General features: G+C 37.5%; 16 protein-coding genes and 1 riboswitch. Of the genes, 14 read left to right on the top strand and 2 right to left on the bottom strand.

What is annotated here, in order from left to right:
* The first annotated feature begins 56 nt into the window (after window positions 1–56).
* From AB1I62_RS07170 to AB1I62_RS07180, 3 genes are all read left to right on the top strand, one after another.
* On the top strand, window positions 57–2,120 hold the full coding sequence (locus AB1I62_RS07170; RefSeq protein ID WP_104859691.1) for a cell division site-positioning protein MapZ family protein: 2,064 nt from the start codon (window positions 57–59) through the stop codon (window positions 2,118–2,120).
* 73 nt (window positions 2,121–2,193) lie between these two features.
* Window positions 2,194–3,075, top strand: coding sequence for a S1-like domain-containing RNA-binding protein (locus AB1I62_RS07175; protein WP_002361792.1), 882 nt, complete (start codon window positions 2,194–2,196; stop codon window positions 3,073–3,075).
* 115 nt (window positions 3,076–3,190) lie between these two features.
* Entirely contained in the window at window positions 3,191–3,640 is a 450-nt protein-coding gene (locus AB1I62_RS07180) for a Fur family transcriptional regulator (protein WP_002357640.1), read from the top strand.
* 50 nt (window positions 3,641–3,690) lie between these two features.
* Here the strand turns inward: AB1I62_RS07180 and gap are convergent, their stop codons facing one another.
* Window positions 3,691–4,701, bottom strand: coding sequence for a type I glyceraldehyde-3-phosphate dehydrogenase (gene gap / locus AB1I62_RS07185; protein WP_002357638.1), 1,011 nt, complete (start codon window positions 4,699–4,701; stop codon window positions 3,691–3,693).
* 287 nt (window positions 4,702–4,988) lie between these two features.
* Between gap and obgE the strand changes: the two genes are divergently transcribed.
* From obgE to AB1I62_RS07210, 5 genes are all read left to right on the top strand, one after another.
* Entirely contained in the window at window positions 4,989–6,305 is a 1,317-nt protein-coding gene (obgE, locus tag AB1I62_RS07190) for a GTPase ObgE (RefSeq protein WP_002384537.1), read from the top strand.
* 138 nt (window positions 6,306–6,443) lie between these two features.
* Window positions 6,444–6,746, top strand: a complete 303-nt coding sequence (locus tag AB1I62_RS07195) for a hypothetical protein (protein WP_002374891.1) — start codon at window positions 6,444–6,446, stop codon at window positions 6,744–6,746.
* A gap of 26 nt (window positions 6,747–6,772) precedes the next feature.
* A complete protein-coding gene (locus tag AB1I62_RS07200; protein WP_002363934.1) occupies window positions 6,773–8,071 on the top strand; it encodes a PTS sugar transporter subunit IIC in 1,299 nt (432 codons plus the stop codon).
* Between the two features lie 218 nt (window positions 8,072–8,289).
* Complete coding sequence (locus tag AB1I62_RS07205) at window positions 8,290–8,835, top strand: TetR/AcrR family transcriptional regulator (protein WP_002369419.1); 546 nt, start codon at window positions 8,290–8,292, stop codon at window positions 8,833–8,835.
* 142 nt (window positions 8,836–8,977) lie between these two features.
* On the top strand, window positions 8,978–9,352 hold the full coding sequence (locus tag AB1I62_RS07210; RefSeq protein ID WP_002357632.1) for a YxeA family protein: 375 nt from the start codon (window positions 8,978–8,980) through the stop codon (window positions 9,350–9,352).
* Window positions 9,353–9,395: 43 nt separating this feature from the next.
* Here the strand turns inward: AB1I62_RS07210 and AB1I62_RS07215 are convergent, their stop codons facing one another.
* Window positions 9,396–10,145, bottom strand: a complete 750-nt coding sequence (locus AB1I62_RS07215; RefSeq protein ID WP_002374887.1) for a peptidylprolyl isomerase — start codon at window positions 10,143–10,145, stop codon at window positions 9,396–9,398.
* A gap of 181 nt (window positions 10,146–10,326) precedes the next feature.
* Between AB1I62_RS07215 and AB1I62_RS07220 the strand changes: the two genes are divergently transcribed.
* The 6 genes from AB1I62_RS07220 (at window position 10,327) to AB1I62_RS07245 (ending at window position 15,782) form a co-directional block, all read left to right on the top strand.
* Window positions 10,327–11,418, top strand: a complete 1,092-nt coding sequence (locus AB1I62_RS07220) for a DUF871 domain-containing protein (RefSeq protein ID WP_002357630.1) — start codon at window positions 10,327–10,329, stop codon at window positions 11,416–11,418.
* 194 nt (window positions 11,419–11,612) lie between these two features.
* Window positions 11,613–12,542 carry an alpha/beta hydrolase gene (locus AB1I62_RS07225; protein WP_002357629.1) on the top strand — a complete coding sequence of 310 codons (930 nt, stop codon included), beginning with the start codon at window positions 11,613–11,615 and terminating at the stop codon, window positions 12,540–12,542.
* Window positions 12,543–12,710: 168 nt separating this feature from the next.
* On the top strand, window positions 12,711–13,601 hold the full coding sequence (xerD, locus tag AB1I62_RS07230; protein ID WP_002360354.1) for a site-specific tyrosine recombinase XerD: 891 nt from the start codon (window positions 12,711–12,713) through the stop codon (window positions 13,599–13,601).
* Between the two features lie 64 nt (window positions 13,602–13,665).
* Window positions 13,666–14,460, top strand: a complete 795-nt coding sequence (locus AB1I62_RS07235; protein WP_002396363.1) for a segregation/condensation protein A — start codon at window positions 13,666–13,668, stop codon at window positions 14,458–14,460.
* On the top strand, window positions 14,457–15,062 hold the full coding sequence (gene scpB / locus AB1I62_RS07240; RefSeq protein WP_002357625.1) for an SMC-Scp complex subunit ScpB: 606 nt from the start codon (window positions 14,457–14,459) through the stop codon (window positions 15,060–15,062). Before AB1I62_RS07235 ends, scpB begins: the two co-directional genes overlap by 4 nt.
* A 3-nt stretch (window positions 15,063–15,065) precedes the next feature.
* Window positions 15,066–15,782, top strand: coding sequence for a pseudouridine synthase (locus AB1I62_RS07245; protein ID WP_002357624.1), 717 nt, complete (start codon window positions 15,066–15,068; stop codon window positions 15,780–15,782).
* A 151-nt stretch (window positions 15,783–15,933) separates the two neighbouring features.
* A riboswitch (FMN riboswitch) is annotated at window positions 15,934–16,053 on the top strand.
* Window positions 16,054–16,075: the final 22 nt, after the last annotated feature.

A 16,075-nucleotide genomic window follows, 5' to 3' on the forward strand; every position in this document is an offset into this window, starting at 1 on the left:
CGCAAGTTGTGGTAAATTAGAAGTAATGGAATATTAGCAGAATGTGAGGCGGAAGAATGACAAAGAAATGTCCGAAGTGCGGGAACGAATTCGATGCAGAATTAACGACCTGCCCAACATGTGGCTATTCACTAACTGACACAACAGTTGATAAAGAAGAAGTGGAAACGACTTCAACAAATATAGATTTTGAAACACAGGAAAATGAACAACACGAAGATCAATTAAATGAGAATATTGAGTGGTCTGAGTTAAAAGATATGAGCTTAGGCCATGTGATGGAACTGTTTGGCGAATCACCAGAAGAAGAAAGTAATGATGACAAAAAAGAAGAGTCAACAGAAGATAACTTAATAGTCTCTGATTCAGAGGATGTTTCTGGTCTAGAAACATCGCTTCAAGAAGGGGCTAGTGAGGAGACTCATGATTCGGTGGAGGAGTCGACACCAGCGACAGAAGAGACGCCTACTCATTCAACAGAAGAAAAACTAGCAACGGACGAAGCAGTTAATTTAGAAGAAACAACGGAAGAAACAACTACTGTTGAAGCAGAAACAGCTGAGGTATCTGAGACGGTGAAGTCAGAAGAGGAAACTTTAACAGAGATTTCAGGAACTGAAGTTATCTCTACTACTTCTGAAGAAGAAATTTTTTCACAACCACCGATAGAAGATCAAGATGTAACACCAAACGAAACTTTGCAAGCTTATATTCAAGCGCATCGAGCAGATACAGAAATGTCTGAAAATCCATCAGAAGAAACAGCAGAGACCCAAGAGTTAGAAAACAGCGGTGAGGCAGTATTAACCCAAGCCGAAACACCAACTGAATCCATTTCAGATTCTGAAGAAGGGTTAACGAGTGCAGCGTCGCTAGAGGAACCGAGCGACGCTGATACAACCGTGGAAAAAGTTTCAGATTCAGGTGTGATACCACCGATGAATGAAACTGGGAATGCTCAACCAGCGCCTGCTCCGAAGAAACCATCAAAAAAAGTGGCTTTCGTTGCGCTTGCGGTTGTTTTATTAGCTGGAGGTAGTGCTTGGGCGTATCATGATCAAACGCAAAAAGCTGCCGCGCAAGAGGCGGCGGCACTAACCAAGAAAACAGATACGCTGAAAGATGAACTAGCAGCCTTTTATACCACGAAGGAGCAAGTTTTTATTAAACCCGATATGGTGACTGTTAGTCCAGAAAAACTCTCAAAACAAGTCGCGGAAATTAAAGATTCAGAAGAGTATTCTCAATTAAATAAACAAATTCAAACATTGAAAGAGAAGCAACAAACCATTCAACAAATCAACCAATTATTTGAGGCGCCGATTGTCAATGGCAATGAGTTGAAACCGGCGATTTTAGCTGCTGATCAACCAATTTCCGTAAAGAATTTAACAGGAAATGATCCATTTGACCAATTGATGAACCAAGCAATCGATCAAGCGAACCAACAATACAACCAATTACAAAAAGCTAAAAAAGCGGTTGAGGTCATTTATAAAGATGGAAAAACTACCAATCAGCTGAATCGAGACACGTATCAAGCTGCTAAGGCAGAAGTAGGTAAAGTAACAAGTGATAAGCTGAAAAAAGAACTGGTCAAACAAGTCACGACAGCTGACCAAGCGTTAACCAAGGTTGAAGAAGAACAGAAAAGAATTGCAGAAGAACAAGCTGCCGCAGAGCAAGCAAAACAAGCAGAAGAACAAGCAAAACAAGCTGCTGCCGCGAAAAAAGAGAACGCTAAGAAGGAAGAAACAGCAAAAACAGAAGCGAATGGCTACACGGCGCCGAATAGTGACGGGGTTTACACTAGTCCGCTTTATGCGCCAGATGCTGCTGATATCGCTGATAGTAGCAATCCAGCGTGGACATGGGCACCAGGTGTGAAAGAAAAAGTCTTAGACACAGTGATTGCTCGTGGCTATGTGGTTCCTGGCGGATATTCTTTAGAACCTGCCAAAATTGTGAATGGCGAAGGTTACTACAATCTTTATGCAACAAACAATCAATCAAAATTATTAGAAGGCACTACAGAGAAAAATGTTCACATGTATTTAGTTACAATCAATGCTAAAACAGGTTGGTTCAAAGGGAACGCTTCTCGTAATGCAGGGCAATAAAAGAAAATAGAAACAATCGAACAAAAGCGGAAATCTTTTGTTCGATTGATTTTCCTTGAGGAGTTAATGATAAATGAGAGAATTACTAGCAACAACATTTACCGGCATTGTGGTCGATGAAAATGAACAATTTTATTTTGTTCAAAAAAATGGCATCACATTCCGTTTAAAAAAAGAAGAAGGTACGCATGCCATAGGAGAGGCTGTAGAAGGGTTTGGTTATTTAAATCAAAAACAAGAGCCAGCACTGACAACTACAATTCCTACTGTGCGCATTGGTAGCTATGGCTTTGGTACTGTCACGGGAACGAGACGTGATTTAGGTGTCTTTGTGGATGTTGGCTTACCAGATAAAGATGTCGTTATTTCGTTGGATGAATTACCAACTATGCGGGAACTTTGGCCTAAAAAAGAAGACCGAGTAATGGTTACTTTAAAAGTGGACAGTAAAGACCGCATTTGGGGCGAATTAGCAGATGAAAAAGTCTTTAAAGCCATGGCAAAACGAGGGAATGCTGAAATGCAAAACCAAAACTTAACTGGGCATGTGTATCGTCTGAAACTTGCAGGAACGTATATTTTAACTGATGATTTATACATTGGATTTATCCATCCTTCTGAACGATTCCAGGAACCACGTTTAGGTGAAAAAGTAGTGGGGCGTGTGATTGGCGTGCGGCCGGACGGCGTATTGAATCTTTCGTTAAAACCAAGAAGTCATGAAGTAATCAGCGATGATGCGTTAATGATTCTAACTTTCTTAGAAAGAGCAAACGATCACCAAATTCCTTTCACCGATAAATCAAGCCCTGATGAAATTAAACAAACCTTTGGCATTAGTAAAGCTCAATTTAAACGCGCCTTAGGCCATTTAATGAAACAAAAATTAATTAAACAAGAAGATGGTAAAACAATTCTAATTGGCTCGTTGGAACAATCAAAAGAAAAAAATTAAGGTAGCTAATTGAGAATATCTTGCAAATTACAGTTATTTCTTTTATAATTATTTTAATTTGATTGATAAATTAAGTTTCTTAATTTGTAATCATTCTAAACAAGGAGCTGTAATAATGGATTCGACTGCTGCTTTAAAAAAGACAAAAAAACAATTACATGAATCAGGCTTTAAATTAACACCACAACGGGAAGCAACCGTACTTGTATTATTGGAAAATGAAAAAGATCATTTATCAGCAGAAGAAATTTACTTCTTGGTAAAACAAAAAAGTCCGGAAATTGGTCTAGCAACAGTCTATCGAACGCTAGAAATTTTAACAGACTTAAAAGTCGTTGATAAAGTGAGCTTTAACGATGGTTTAGCTCGCTATGATTTAAGAAAAGAAGGCGCCAAACACTTTCACCACCATTTGTTATGCTTAGAATGTGGCACAATTGAGGAAGTGGAAGAAGACTTGCTTGGTGAAGTAGAGCAAATTGTTGAAAGTCGGTATCATTTTTTAGTCAAAGATCATCGCTTAACTTTTCATGGTATTTGTCAAAGTTGTCAAAGTAAACATTAAAAAAACTGCCTTGCATTAATTTATGCAAGGCAGTTTTTTATTCATTGGAATTATAAATTAGCGAATTTTTCCAATAAGCGAATCATTTGGCAAGTAAAACCATATTCATTGTCATACCAAGCCACAGTTTTCACTAATTGGAAATCGCCAGCTGTCGTTACTTCTGTTTGCGTTGGGTCAAAAATCGAACCTTCTGTCGTGCCGATTATGTCTCCAGAAACAATTTCACGATCATCATAACCGAAAGAAGGGTTATCAATGGTGTGTTTTTTCATTGCTTCATTTACTTGATCAGCTGTTACTTTTGTTTTTAAAATGCTAACTAATTCTGTTAAGGATCCATCCACAACGGGAACACGTTGGGCATGGCCTTGTAATTTTCCATTAAGTTCTGGAATAACTAAGCCAATTGCTTTAGCAGCACCAGTTGAATGGGGAATAGTATTGTCTGCAGCAGAGCGTGCCGCACGAAGATTTCCGCCACGAACAGGGCCATCTAATAGCATTTGTGTTGATGTGTAGGCATGGACAGTTGTCATGGTACCAACTTCAATACCAAATTCATTATTTAAGAAGTAAGCCATCGGTGCTAGACAGTTTGTCGTACATGAACCAGCAGAAATGATTTTATCGTTGGCATCAAGTGTATCATCATTGACGTTATAAACGATTGTTTTCATTGCGCCTGCAGGAGCAGAGATAACCACACGTTTCACACCTGCATCTAAATGAGCTTGCGCTTTTTCTTCAGAGGTATAAAAACCTGTACATTCAAGCACAATGTCTACTCCGTTTTCTTTAACCCAAGGGATTTTACTTGCATCTGGTTCTGCGTAGACACGGGTTTCTTCGCCGTCAACCACAATGCCATTTTCAGTGGCTGTCACGGTGCCAGGATAGGTGCCATGCGTAGAGTCAAATTGTAATAAGTGAGCCAACATTGTTGGGCTAGTCAAATCATTGATAGCCACAACTTCAATATCATCAGAAACTTCTTTTATTCGGCGAAAGGCTAAACGACCAATTCTTCCAAAACCGTTAATTCCTACTTTGACTGTCATAACAAAAATTCCTCCTTTAGATGTTTGTGTTTCTTTGGACCCTTGCTGAAAAAGTGATTTTCTTCAACTATCTATAGTATGAACCTCTAAAATTTTTTTGTCAAAAGACTGATAGCGAAGCGACAAAAAGAAAGCGAAAGATTCATGAGAAATTTTGCTTTTTCCAACGATAACTAACTAGAATTGCTAGACAAACGGTTGTTTTCCCGATACAATAATAAAGACTTTCGAATCACGCTTTTTGAGGTGATTAAAGATAGTAGAAGTAGAATAGGAGGACAAATTATATGTCCATGTTTTTAGATCAAGTGACGATTGATGTCAAAGCTGGTAAAGGCGGCGACGGAATGGTTGCTTTCCGTAGAGAAAAATATGTACCAGACGGGGGTCCCGCTGGTGGTGATGGCGGACGCGGTGGCGACGTTGTTTTAGTTGTTGAAGAAGGATTACGCACATTAATGGATTTCCGGTTTAATCGTCATTTTAAGGCGACACCTGGAGAAAATGGTATGAGTAAAGGAATGCACGGTCGTGGTTCAGAAGATTTACTTGTCAAAGTTCCACCAGGTACAACAGTTCGTGATGCAGAAACTGGAGCTTTAATTGGGGATTTAATTGAGAATGGTCAGACCTTAGTAGTAGCAAAAGGCGGACGCGGTGGTCGCGGGAATATTCGCTTTGCTTCCCCAAGAAACCCTGCACCAGAAATTGCCGAAAACGGCGAACCGGGTCAAGAACGTAAAATCGAATTAGAATTAAAAGTTTTAGCAGATGTTGGGTTAGTTGGGTTTCCTTCTGTAGGAAAATCAACATTACTCTCTGTTATCTCGTCCGCTCGTCCGAAAATTGGTGCCTATCATTTTACGACGTTAGTTCCAAACTTAGGGATGGTGACTACTAGTGATGGTCGAAGCTTTGCTGCAGCAGATTTGCCAGGCTTAATTGAAGGAGCTTCTCAAGGTGTCGGCTTAGGAACACAGTTCTTACGCCACATTGAACGGACGCGTGTTATTTTACATGTCATTGATATGAGTGGCATGGAAGGACGCGATCCTTATGAAGATTATTTGGCAATCAATAAAGAATTGGCTTCACACAATTTACGTTTGATGGAGCGACCTCAAATTATTGTTGCCAATAAAATGGACATGCCTGAAGCAGAAGAGAATTTAGCGAAATTTAAAGAGCAACTTGCGAAGGAACGCACCGATGAGTATGCTGATGAGCTACCTATTTTCCCAATCTCTGGGGTTACTCGTAAAGGTATTGAACCTTTATTAAATGCAACAGCTGACTTGTTGGAAGTAACGCCTGAATTCCCATTATATGAAGATGAAGTGGTAGAGGAAGAAACCGTTCGTTATGGCTTCCAACCAGAAGGTCCAGAATTTACGATTGATCGTGAACCAGATGCTTCATGGGTTTTATCTGGTGAAAAATTAGAAAAATTATTTGAAATGACGAATTTCGATCATGATGAAACAGTAATGCGTTTTGCACGTCAATTACGTGGTATGGGTGTCGATGAGGCATTACGAGCACGTGGCGCGAAAGATGGCGACATTGTTCGGATTGGTAATTTTGAATTTGAATTTGTCGAATAAGCATAAAACCAGTTCACTCAGTGAACTGGTTTTTTATTTTAAAATTAGTATTAAATTAGCGAATAGATTGAAATAATATTTTTAATAGCTTATAATTTTAAATGTAACAAAATAACAAACGAAAGGAGCGAAATTGAAATGGAAAACAATCAAGCAATGGTTCCTAAGTTTTCAGTTAAAAGTGCCGGTTTTCTTTTTAGTATGGGGTTCTTATGTGGTGTCCTGTTGCCGAGTGTTTTATTATGGACTTTCAGTCTGCCGTTTAATATTGGTGCCATGATTTTTTTGCCTGTTGGGATTGCTTTTGCGTTAGCGTATAGTCATTATTTTATTGAAACGAAAACAGGTTTTTGTAAGCGTTTTATTTGGTTGTTTTTAATTTCTCTTATTTTATTAGAGCTTATCTCTTATTTATGGCTGATTAAAGGAGTTATTTTTTAAGAGAAAAACAGAGGAGAGTGTTATTTATGTTAGATAAACTGACTGTTTGGATTGAAAATCATCTAGCTGGACCAATGGCTAAAATTGCCAATCAGCGCCATTTACGTGCGGTGCGGGATGGGATTATTGCGACATTACCTTTAATTATTGTCGGTTCTTTTTTTCTAATTATTGCGTTTCCGCCGTTACCAGAATCTTGGGGCATTACTCAATTTTTAACAAGTAATGCTGCTACAATCTTATTGCCTTACCGAATGACAATGTACATTATGGCGTTATATGCGACTTTTGGCATTGGCGCTAGTTTAGCGAAATCATATAATCTTGATCAAGTCTCTGGAGGGATTTTGGCTACGATTGCTTTTTTATTAACATTAGTACCTGTAGCGATTCCTGAAGAAGCCAGTAAAGCAGCTGGTGTTTCTGGGTTTGTTTTACCAATGGCTAATTTGGGTGGTGCAGGGATGTTTGTTGGGATTGTGACGTCAATTATTGCTGTCGAAATCTATCGAGTAACAGATAAGTCTAAGTTCAAAATTACAATGCCTGATAACGTTCCACCTGCTGTTGCTCGTTCATTTGAATCATTGACTCCGACTTTAATTGTCATGTTATTGATTGGTTCAATCACTTATTATTTAGGCTTTGATTGGCACACGTTTGTAGGGAACTTGGTGGGACCACTAGTTCAAGCAGCAGACTCTTTATTGAGTGTCTTGCTGTTAGTCTTTTTAACCACATTTTTCTGGTTCTTTGGGATTCACGGCGCTTCAATCGTAGGATCTTTGGCGCGTCCTCTATGGCTACAACTATTAGAGGAAAACACGACTGCTAAAGCAGCTGGCGAAGCATTACCTCGGATTGCGGCAGAACCTTTTTACCAATGGTTCATTTGGATTGGTGGTGCCGGAGCCACAATTGGTTTAGCCATATTATTAGCCTTTCGGGCAAAATCAGAATATGGTTCAAAACTAGGAAAAGCTATTTTAGCACCGTCTATTTTTAATATTAATGAGCCAGTTATTTTCGGTGTACCGATTGTCTTAAATCCGATTTTAATGATTCCTTTTATCTTTGCACCAATGGTTTTAGCAACGATTGCTTGGTTTGCCACTAAATTAGGTTTAGTAAGTGAAGTTGTCTTTACCGCACCTTGGACCTTACCAGGGCCAATTGGCGCCTTTATGGCGACAGGCGGCGATTGGCGTGCTGCTGTTTTGAATATCGTTTTAATTCTAGTGGCCATCTTGATTTACTATCCGTTCTTTGTAGCTTATGATAAAAATGAGCTTGCCAAAGAACAAGGCAAACAAATAGAAGAATAAAGAGTGCAGCCGTTTAGTGTCCAGAACAAAAGGTGATGACCTTTTGTTCTGGACCTATTTGTTTATAGGCGATGAAAATTCTCAATTTTTTTGAAATGTATAGAAAATTTTGAGAAAAGAAACGCATAAAAAAGTGTAAAATATTATATATATAATGAAAATGGTTTTCTTTTGTGTGAACATAATAAAGTTATTGTTAACTAAAAGAGAAAAGGGGTATGAAAATGGTTAGAACGAAGGTATATACAAAGGAAAAAATCTTAAACGTAGCTGAAAAAATTTTAGTAGATAAAGGTTTTTCTAATTTAACTGCTAGAAATATTGCAGATGCTATGGGGATTTCTACGCAGCCAATTTATTTAGAATTTGTCAACATGGACGATTTAAAACGAACCTTAATTAAATCGTTATTTCATCGTATGCAATTATTTTATAAAGCAGATGTCGGTGCCTCAGACCCAGTGATTGCATTGGGTCTGAACTTTATATTATTTGCCCAAAAACATCAAAAAATCTATACGGCGTTATTTATGAAAGCACATGGTTATGAAGAAGAATTGCAGCAAATGCTTCAAACTTTTTTTGAAGAGCATTTATTATTGGATAAAAAATATGTACAAATGGACAAAGGAAAATTTGTCGAATTATTTCCTAAAATGGTGGTAATCTATTTAGGTTTAGCCACAGCGGTTACAATGAAGACAATTGACTTAACTAAGAATCAAGAAATTCAATTATTAAGTCAATTGTTGATAGAAGAGTAGTGTTTTGTTATTTATTCAAAATAACAAAAATACGACATAAGTCTGAGAAAAAACTGGTCGTTGCGCCCGAGGAAGGATTGTTTAAATCTTGTTATACTTTGGAAGAAGTAACAGAGAATAATTACTCGGGAGGATTTATGTGATGAAATTTATTAAATTTTTAGTGGTGACAGCAATTGTTATTGGTGGTGGTTTATTTGGGGCCAAGTTTTACGCAGAAAAGAACTCTGGCGAATTAGCTGGTGTGTTAGATCAATTAAATCCATTGGTTAAAGAAGGAAATGTGTATGTTAAAACAAAGAAAGCCGATAGCGTTAATGGCTATGGAATTGCTAGTTATACGCAAGTAGCCGCAGATGAGGAAGGCAAAACGCGAGAAATAACTTTCACAGCGGACCATGAATTAAAAACAGATCATTATCTAAAAGTCTCAAATAAAGGGGCCCACATCAATACGTATGAAGAGGTCAATCAAGACCAAGTACCAGAAAAGGCATTACAAGCGATTCAAAAATAACAAAAAGTCAGAACGTATCTTCAGCATACGTTCTGACTTTTTGTTATTTTTTTGCTTCTTGAAGAATATTGATTTTTTCAATTTTAACATCGGTTTTTGGTTTATCGTTGGCACCAACTTCGACTTTGGCAATTTTATCGACAATATCCATTCCTTTGGTTACTTGACCGAAAACAGTATGTTTTTTATCAAGAGAAGGATAGCCGCCTTTTTTGTAAGCATCAATGATTGCTTTTGGATAATCATCATATAAAAGACCATCAGATTGATCATCTGTATTTTGGACAATAAAGAACTGACTGCCGTTAGTATTAGGTCCTGCATTCGCCATTGATAATGCGCCACGAATGTTATATAACTGGTTTGAAAATTCATCTTCAAATGGTTTATTCCAGATGCTGTTTCCGCCAGTTCCATCACCGCTAGGATCGCCACCTTGGATCATAAAGTTATTGATGACGCGGTGGAAAGTCAAGCCATCATAATAGCCATCTTTGGCATGTTTCATAAAGTTCTCAACAGTTTTTGGAGCCTGTTTAGGAAATAGTTTGATTTCAATATTTCCCATTGAAGTAACCATTTGGACTAAGTCTTGATCTTCGGCAACTTTGTCATCTAGTTGTGGTAAATCTAGTGAATTTAAGTCGACCGAATCCTTTGTTTTGCTTTCACTGGATTTAGCGACAGAATCACTCGTTGCGGTCGTGCCTTTATTATTGGTTGTGTTACAGCCTGCTAAAAGCAAGGTGAATGCTGCAACTGAAGCAACAGCAAGCATTTTCTTATGTTTCATCTGTTTTCCTCTTCCTTTCACACTGACAATTAGGTTCTTTTTTATCATAACAAAAGAGAAGATAACAAACCAGTGGAATTTTTATAAGATTTCCTATAGGAAAGGTGTAGACCACTTTTGTTTTTTTTGTTACAATGTAAGCAGATACATTATTATGTTTTACAATTTAGGAGGCAATCACATGGGAAAATTAGGTATTTCAATTTATCCAGAACGTTCAACATTTGAAAAGGACAAAGCATATTTGGATTTGGCTCATAAATACGGCTTTAAGCGTGTCTTTACTAGTTTATTGCAAATCAATGATGATCGGGAAAAGGTATTAGCAGAGTTTAAAAAAGTCGTAGATTACGCCAACCAATTAGGTATGGAAGTGATGGTCGATATTAATCCTGCATTGTTCGAACAATTAGGCATCTCTTATGATGATTTATCATTTTTCCATGATATGGGCGCTTACGGTATTCGTTTAGATCTTGGCTTTACTGGGCAAGAAGAGGCGAATATGACAAGAAACCCTTATGGCATTAAAATTGAAATTAATATGAGTTCAGGGACAAGTTATGTAGATAATATTATGGCTTACTCACCAAATACAGAAAATTTACTAGGCTCACATAATTTCTATCCACATCGCTATACAGGCTTAGGCTATGATCATTTTGTTTATTGTTCAGAAAAATTTAGAAAATATAATTTAAATACGATGGCGTTTGTGAACTCACACGATGCTACATTTGGGCCATGGCCGACACAAGATGGGTTATGTTCTTTGGAAGACCACCGCGATTTAGAAATTGCAACGCAAGTTAAGCATTTAGTTTTAACAGGATTAATCGATGATATTTCTGTCGGAAATGCTTATGCCTCAGAAGCAGAATTAGCAGCAATGGCAGAAGCCTTTCATGCACCGTATCCTTCGATCAAAGTGGATACAGAACCAGAAATCACAGAAGATGAAAGAATTGCATTGTTCGATAACTTACACAGTTATCGTGGAGATCGTTCTGATTACGTTTTGCGTTCAACAATGACACGTGTTTACTATAAAGATCGTCCTTTCCCAGCTCATACAACGAGAGATATTGTTCGAGGCGATGTCTTGATTGACAACGTTGGCTATGGACAATACAAAGGGGAAACACAAATTGCTTTAAAAGAAATGAAAAATGATGGCCGTGTAAATGTGGTTGGTCGTATTTCTGATGACGAACGTTTCTTATTAGAATTTTTGAAACCATGGTCAAGTTTTAAACTTATTGAAAATAAATAATTTTTAGTTTCCTATAAATAGATAAGTGGAGCATAGCGTAAAAGGTAATATTTTTGTGCTATGCTTTTTTTGTCGCAACAAAATTGTCCCATTGTAGTGGTAAAGAAAGATGGCTGAATCTTTGAATGGTAGTTGTCAAAAAAAGGGCGACAACTTATAATGAATCATACAGTTTAAATAAAAGGAGTACGTAGATGAATCGATGGTTAAAAATTTTGATTGCGCTTATTGTAGTAATTGCAATTGGTTTAATTGCGGCAGGCTTATATTTTTATAATTATGCAGTAGTTCCAGGAAAGAAAGACTTTATAAATGAGAATACCCCAGGGTCAAAAGTGGTCCAGACACCTGAAGGCGCGTGGTTTAAAGATGACAAAAATCGACAAGAATGGTCAATTACTTCGGAAGATGGGCTACGTCTAAAGGCCATTTATTTACCAGCCGACAAAAAAAGTAATCGTACCGTTATTATGGCGCATGGTTATATGGGTTCGGCAGAAACGATGTCTGTCTTTGCGAAAATGTATCATGATTGGGGCTACAATGTGTTAGCGCCAGATGCGCGTGGTCACGGGAAAAGTCAAGGAGATTATATTGGGTTCGGCTGGCCCGATCGTAAAGATTATGTCCAATGGATTGAGAAAGTTTTAACCGAAAATGGTCAGCAAGAACAAATCACTTTATACGGTGTCAGTATGGGTGCTGCTACAGTCATGATGACGAGCGGGGAAAAATTACCAGATAACGTGAAAGCCATTGTGGAAGATTGTGGCTATTCTACAGTCAATCAGGAGTTGCAATATCAATTGAAAGAGCTTTTCAATTTACCAAGTTTCCCATTAGTTAATGTTACTAGCGGGATTACGAAACTTAGAGCTGGCTATTTCTTTGGGGAAGCAAGCGCTGTTAAACAATTACAAAAGAATCATTTACCAATGCTCTTTATTCATGGTGAAAATGATACGTTTGTGCCGTTTAGTATGTTAGACGAAGTTTATAATGCAACCCAAGGACCTAAAGAAAAATATGTCGTGCCTGGAGCAGAGCATGCGAAAGCTTATAATAAAAACCCAGAAAAATATAAGGAAACAGTAGCTGCTTTTCTAGATAAATATATAAAATAACAAATTTATTCTTTACTAATAGTAGCAACAACAAAAGACTTGTTCTTAAGTTAACGACTTAGTGAACAAGTCTTTTGTTGTCAGTTGATTTTTTTTAATAAGTTGGAATTTACCCATGCAATCTAGGGCATAATCTGATAGGATAGTACTAGAAATGAGGGAAGGATAATGGAAGAACAATTAGTCGATTATTTACACTATTTACAAATAGAGCGGGGCTTATCAAATAACACACGACGGAGTTACGAACGAGATTTAAAAAAATACGTAGCCTTTTTACAAGAACAAGGCCTGCATTCTTGGGACGAAGTTGACCGTTACATGATTACAGAATTTTTGCAATCCCTTCACGAAGAACAGCAAGCTTCAGCAAGTGTGATTCGGATGATTTCTAGTTTGAGAGGATTTCATCAATTTTTACGTCAAGAACGCTTAAGCGAACATAATCCGATGCAACATATTGACTCCCCCAAGAAAGTTCAAAAATTGCCAAGTACATTATCTGTTGACGAAGTGACTCGATTAATTGAAACCCCTGATACAAGTAAACCACTAGGTATGCGGAATCGTGCTATTTTAGAAGTGATGTATGCAACGGGCCTGCGAGTTAGTGAGCTAATTGAAATAAAATTAGGGGATCTGCATTTATCCATTGGTTTATTGCAAACAATCGGAAAAGGGGACAAAGAACGAATTATTCCTTTAGGCGATTATGCGATTCAATGGATTGAGCGCTATATGAACGAAGCCAGACCTCAATTGATTAAAAACCATCCGAATGAAACACACCTGTTCGTTAATCATCATGGCGAACCGTTATCTAGACAGGGCATTTGGAAAAATTTAAAACAGATTGTCCGAGAAGCCCAGATAGAGAAAAATATTACGCCGCATACATTACGGCATAGTTTTGCGACACATTTGTTGGAAAATGGCGCAGACCTTAGAATCGTGCAAGAATTATTAGGACATGCAGATATCTCCACGACACAAATTTATACACATATTACCAAACAACGAATGGCAGATGTTTATAAGGAACATTTTCCTCGGGCTTAATTTGCGAGAATGCCCACAAACGAATAAATTTATGGTAAACTAGGAAGTCGAGAAAAGAAAGTAGGTGTCGTTTTTGCAAGAAATTAATTTAAAACTAGATGTCTTTGAAGGACCACTGGATCTTCTACTACATTTAATTCAAAAATTAGAAATCGATATCTATGACATTCCCATTACAGCAGTAACTGAACAATACATGTCTTATATTCATGCGATGCAAACCTTAGAGTTAGAAGTCGCTGGAGAATATCTAGTCATGGCTGCCACCTTAATGGCTATTAAAAGTCAGATGTTGCTTCCAAAACAAGAGCTTGAAATCATTGATGATGAAGATTTTTTTGAAGAGGAAGACCCACGGGAAGCTTTAGTAGCTCAGTTATTGGAGTATCGGAAATTTAAATATGCAGCGACTGTTTTACATGAAAAAGAAGAAGAACGTAAACTCTATTATACAAAAGAACCAATGGATATGGATGATTATAAAGAGGAAGATACAACACTACCGCCTAATCAAATCAATACAATTGATTTATTTCTAGCCTTTCACGCCATGTTAGAAAAGAAAAAAAATCGCCAGCCTGTTGAAACAACTGTTGCTAGTGACGATGTTTCCATCGAAGAAAAAATCACCGCTATTTCAGAGCGTATGCGTCAAGTACAGAAAGGGAAGGCAGTGTCGTTTGATTCTTTCTTCGATTCTTATTCCAAACAAGAAATTGTGACAACATTCATGGCTCTTTTAGAATTAATGAAAACGGGCGCGATTTATGCTGAACAAGAAAATAATTATAGTGAAATTTTGTTATTTAATACAGAAACCCAGCAGGAAGATACAACAGAGGTGGAGGAAACACAGTGACATTAGTTAGTCAAATTGAAGCAATTTTATTTGTGGTTGGCGAAGAAGGAATTGGCTTGGAAGAGCTTGCGTACTTATTAGAGAAGTCAACAGCAAAAACCTATGAAGAATTAACGAAATTGAAAGAACATTATGCTTCTGACAATAAATCGGCGTTGAATATTTTAGAAGTCGGCAATCATTTTGTCTTAACAACTAAGAAAAAATATGCCTCATTACTAAAAAAATATGCGCAATCGCCTATGTCGAACGCCTTATCACAAGCGGCGCTAGAAACATTATCCATTATTGCTTATAAGCAACCAATTTCGCGTATTGAAATTGATGAAATTCGTGGCGTACAGACTTCTGGTTCTATCCAAAAGTTAGTTGCCCGTCAGTTGATAGAAGAAAAAGGCCGCGTAGATGGTCCTGGTAGAGCAATTTTGTATGGCACAACGAAGTATTTTATGGATTACTTTGGGTTGAAAAGTTTAGATGAATTACCAGATATCCAACAAATGGAAGATGAATTAGAAGAAGAACTACCAATGGATCTATTTTTTGATCGTTATCAAGAAACGAACCCAATGTCTGAAACAACAGAAGGCGAGGAAGCTTAAACAATGGAAAGATTACAAAAAGCAATTGCTCATGCTGGGGTGACTTCGCGTCGCAAAGCAGAGGAATTAATTGTCAAAGGTCGCGTAAAAGTCAACGGCCAAGTGGTCAAAGAATTAGGAACACAAGTAAGTAAACAAGATACCGTTGAAGTTGATGGTGTACCAATTTATCAAGAAGAATATGGTTATTATTTATTCTATAAACCAAGAGGGGTTATTTCTGCGGTGTCTGACGATAAAGGCCGTAAAGTAGTAACGGATTATTTTACAGATGTTACTGAGCGAATTTATCCAGTCGGTCGTCTGGATTATGATACTTCTGGGTTGTTACTTTTAACGAATGATGGAAGTTTTTCACAAAAATTAACCCATCCTAAACATGAAGTAGATAAAGTCTACGTAGCAAAAATTAAAGGTGTACCAACTAAACGAGATCTATTGCCATTAGCCAAAGGCATTCGCATTGATGGCAAACGCACAGCACCAGCCAATTTTCAAATTCTTTCAGCGGATATTAAAACAGGTAGCAGTGTCGTGGAATTAACGATTCATGAAGGACGTAATCATCAAGTGAAGAAAATGTTTCAAGCTGTTGGTTTCCCTGTTCAAAAATTAAAACGTGAACGTTATGGTGAGTTGACCTTACAAGGTTTGCGACCAGGACAATATCGTGATTTAACTAAAAAAGAAATCAGTCAATTATTAAATCAAGCTAAATAAGATAAAATGACTCGATCTCTTCGCGCTTATGGCGAAGGGATTGTTTTTTTTGAGAAATGAAACAATCAATGAAATTTAATAAAAAAGCTTAGTTAGTTGCATTCATTGTTCAAATCGGTTACACTAAGTAAGTAAAAAAATATAATACAAGGTTCGTCTTCAGGGGCAGGGTGTAATTCCCGACCGGTGGTTATAGTCCACGACTCGTTTTTAACGATTGAATTGGTGTAATTCCAATACCGACAGTATAGTCTGGATAAAGAAGATAGGGCTTATTTGAGACGCTTTTTCAT

This window comes from Enterococcus sp. AN402 (assembly GCF_040719405.1).
Taxonomy (GTDB): domain Bacteria; phylum Bacillota; class Bacilli; order Lactobacillales; family Enterococcaceae; genus Enterococcus; species Enterococcus faecalis.

Coding starts and splice junctions, on each gene's coding strand:
- AB1I62_RS07205 (WP_002369419.1), top strand. CDS start 8,290: ATGAAAATGGTTAGAACGAAGGTATATACAAAGGAAAAAATCTTAAAC.
- AB1I62_RS07210 (WP_002357632.1), top strand. CDS start 8,978: ATGAAATTTATTAAATTTTTAGTGGTGACAGCAATTGTTATTGGTGGT.
- AB1I62_RS07180 (WP_002357640.1), top strand. CDS start 3,191: ATGGATTCGACTGCTGCTTTAAAAAAGACAAAAAAACAATTACATGAA.
- AB1I62_RS07245 (WP_002357624.1), top strand. CDS start 15,066: ATGGAAAGATTACAAAAAGCAATTGCTCATGCTGGGGTGACTTCGCGT.
- AB1I62_RS07170 (WP_104859691.1), top strand. CDS start 57: ATGACAAAGAAATGTCCGAAGTGCGGGAACGAATTCGATGCAGAATTA.
- AB1I62_RS07215 (WP_002374887.1), bottom strand. CDS start 10,145: ATGAAACATAAGAAAATGCTTGCTGTTGCTTCAGTTGCAGCATTCACC.
- xerD (WP_002360354.1), top strand. CDS start 12,711: ATGGAAGAACAATTAGTCGATTATTTACACTATTTACAAATAGAGCGG.
- AB1I62_RS07225 (WP_002357629.1), top strand. CDS start 11,613: ATGAATCGATGGTTAAAAATTTTGATTGCGCTTATTGTAGTAATTGCA.
- AB1I62_RS07200 (WP_002363934.1), top strand. CDS start 6,773: ATGTTAGATAAACTGACTGTTTGGATTGAAAATCATCTAGCTGGACCA.
- obgE (WP_002384537.1), top strand. CDS start 4,989: ATGTCCATGTTTTTAGATCAAGTGACGATTGATGTCAAAGCTGGTAAA.
- AB1I62_RS07195 (WP_002374891.1), top strand. CDS start 6,444: ATGGAAAACAATCAAGCAATGGTTCCTAAGTTTTCAGTTAAAAGTGCC.
- AB1I62_RS07220 (WP_002357630.1), top strand. CDS start 10,327: ATGGGAAAATTAGGTATTTCAATTTATCCAGAACGTTCAACATTTGAA.
- AB1I62_RS07175 (WP_002361792.1), top strand. CDS start 2,194: ATGAGAGAATTACTAGCAACAACATTTACCGGCATTGTGGTCGATGAA.
- gap (WP_002357638.1), bottom strand. CDS start 4,701: ATGACAGTCAAAGTAGGAATTAACGGTTTTGGAAGAATTGGTCGTTTA.